Raw genomic sequence first — 2,348 nt, 5'->3', positions numbered from 1 at the left:
GACGACCTCGTGGCCATCCTGGCTGAGCAGTCCATTGCCGGACAGCATCATCGTCATCAGGTACTCGTTGCGCGGCGAGCGGCGCACCTGTTCCCGGCTGCGTTGCCAGGACTGGAACGGTGCCGACACGTCGAACACGGTCGCGGCCCCCAGCACGGATACCGAGACGCGCGCATCGAAACGTTCGTCGTCATCGCTGCTGCCATGGGCCAGTGCCACGTTCTGACACATCAGCGTCTGCCAGAAGGGAAAGCGACTCTTGGCGCTCAAGGACGCCGTGCGATAAACCGTGGTCATCTCGCGTTGATCTCCGCTGACGCTAGCCCGCACCGAATCGGCGCTCGCGACTTGGGCGAGCTGCCTGTAGCGAAAGCCGCTTCTGCCTCCGCTCGCGGCCGAGTGTATGCCAAGGCAGCGGAGCTGCGGCTCGGGCATCTGCCTCGTCGATACGGCAATGGCGCCGACACAGCGAGTGATTCCTTGCGCTTTGGCAGTCCGGTGCAAATCGTGGCAAGCCGCGTCAAGCCTTGCGCCTCGCAGCACCGTAGCGTGTGAGCGGCACAGCTGCCGACAGAGCAGCTCATCGCCGATGCGAACGAGAGAGGAGAGAAGACATGGCTTTTGATTTCAACGTGGCCGAAGCGTTTTCGCTGAAGGGCAGGATCGCGCTGGTCACCGGCGCGGCGTCCGGCATGGGCGAGCAGTTCGCCCATACCTTGGCTGGGGCAGGCGCGACGGTAATCTGCGCATCGCGGCGCAAGGACCGTATCGAGAAAGTCGCTGCGGACATCGTCGCGGCCGGCGGCCAGGCCGTGGCGATCGAACTGGACGTGGGCGACAGCGACAGCGTCAAGCGCGTCTTCGAGCATGCGCAGCGCGAGGTCGGTCTGGTCGACGTGTTGGTCAACTGCGCGGGCCAGCTCGACTTCATGCCGTTCACCGACATCGGCGACGAGGCCTGGAACAACCTGATCAACGTCAACTTCACCGGCATGATGCGCATGTGCCGCGAGTTCGCGCGGCGGCTGATCGAGGCCGGCAAGCCCGGCTCGATCGTCAACATCACCTCGACGACCGGCATGCAGGTGATGCAATACGTCAGCTGCTACGGCAGCGTGAAGGCCGCGACCAATCAGCTGACGCGGCAGATTGCTGCCGAATTGCTCGACAAGAACATCCGCTGCAACGCGATTGCGCCGGGCTATTTCATGACCGAAATGTCCGAAGGTTTTCTGGCCACCGATGCAGGCAAGGCCGTCGCCGACAGCCTGCCGACGCGCCGCGTCGGCAACGTGCGCGAACTCAGCGGCGCGCTGCTGCTGCTGGCCAGCGAGGCTTCGTCCTTCATCAATGGCGTGGTGCTTCCGGTGGATGCCGGGCAGGTGATCCAGTTGAAGTGATCGCCAACGTCGCGATCACCTTACATCCCCCCAAAAATGAACAATAGCGAGGAGAACAGCATGAGCATCGAAGAGAACAAGAAGATCGTCGCGCGCTTCTGGACAGCATTTTCGGCTGCGGATATCGAGGCCGCATCGTCATTGATCAGCGACGATGGCTTCACCTGGTGGATTGCCGGCAAGCCAGGGAAGTTTCCGCTGGCGGGCAAGCGCAGCAAGGCCGAGTTCTTCGATCTGCTCAAGGGCGTTGCGGCCAATTCCGAGAACGGGCTCAAAGTGACGCCGCTTGCCTGGACCGCCGAAGGTGATCGCGTCGCTTTGGAAGCCGAGTCCTATGGCGTGTTCGGCGGCAAGGTCTACAACAATTTCTATCACCTGCTGCACATCGTTCGCGACGGCAAGATCCAGTCGGTGAAGGAGTACATGGACACGATGCACGCCAACGAAGTGCTCTGCGGTCAATAGCGATGGATCACATCGGGGAGATGACCGTGGAAACAAGAAGCGTCGCAGTACTCGGAGCCACCGGCGGTCTCGGTGAAGCGGTGGTCAGGCGCATCGCAAGGCGGGCGCCGGTAATCGTCGGCTACAACGGCAATCAGAAGAAGGCCGATGCACTGGTCGGCCTGATCACCGCTGCAGGCGGCAAGGCGGTTGCGGTACAAGCGGACATGACCAGCGACGCGGCGGTGAAGCGCTTCGTCGAACAGTCCGCGTCGCACTGGAACGGGCTCGGTGCCATCGTCTCGATGACCGGCCCGGCGCTGCCGCTGGGCTCGGTCGCCGAGATGCCGGAAGCGGATTTCCGCCGCGTCTACGAGACCGACGTGTTCGGCTCTTTCCGCTTGCTCAAGCATGGCGCTGCCGCGCTCAAGGCTGCGGGCGGCGGCTGCATGGTGCTGTGCGCCACCACGGCGGCACTGCGCGTTCTCGAGAACGACGGCATGT

At 63.2% G+C, this 2,348-nt stretch carries 4 protein-coding genes; 3 read left to right on the top strand and 1 reads right to left on the bottom strand.

Going from position 1 to position 2,348, the window contains the following annotated elements; genetic code table 11:
- Nucleotides 1-297: hypothetical protein (locus QZY06_RS17110; RefSeq protein WP_295686311.1), on the bottom strand; the 297-nt coding region annotated here is incomplete at its 3' end.
- Between the two features lie 317 nt (nucleotides 298-614).
- Between QZY06_RS17110 and QZY06_RS17105 the strand changes: the two genes are divergently transcribed.
- The 3 genes from QZY06_RS17105 to QZY06_RS17095 all read left to right on the top strand — a co-directional run.
- Nucleotides 615-1,400 carry an SDR family NAD(P)-dependent oxidoreductase gene (locus tag QZY06_RS17105; RefSeq protein ID WP_295686310.1) on the top strand — a complete coding sequence of 262 codons (786 nt, stop codon included), beginning with the start codon at nucleotides 615-617 and terminating at the stop codon, nucleotides 1,398-1,400.
- A 60-nt stretch (nucleotides 1,401-1,460) separates the two neighbouring features.
- A complete protein-coding gene (locus QZY06_RS17100) occupies nucleotides 1,461-1,865 on the top strand; it encodes a nuclear transport factor 2 family protein (RefSeq protein WP_295686308.1) in 405 nt (134 codons plus the stop codon).
- Between the two features lie 26 nt (nucleotides 1,866-1,891).
- On the top strand, nucleotides 1,892-2,348 hold a 457-nt coding region (locus QZY06_RS17095), incomplete at its 3' end, for an SDR family NAD(P)-dependent oxidoreductase (RefSeq protein WP_295686307.1).

Source organism: uncultured Nevskia sp. (assembly GCF_903885465.1).
In the GTDB taxonomy this organism is placed as follows: Bacteria; Pseudomonadota; Gammaproteobacteria; order Nevskiales; family Nevskiaceae; genus Nevskia.
This window is presented reverse-complemented; position numbering and strand designations above follow the sequence as displayed.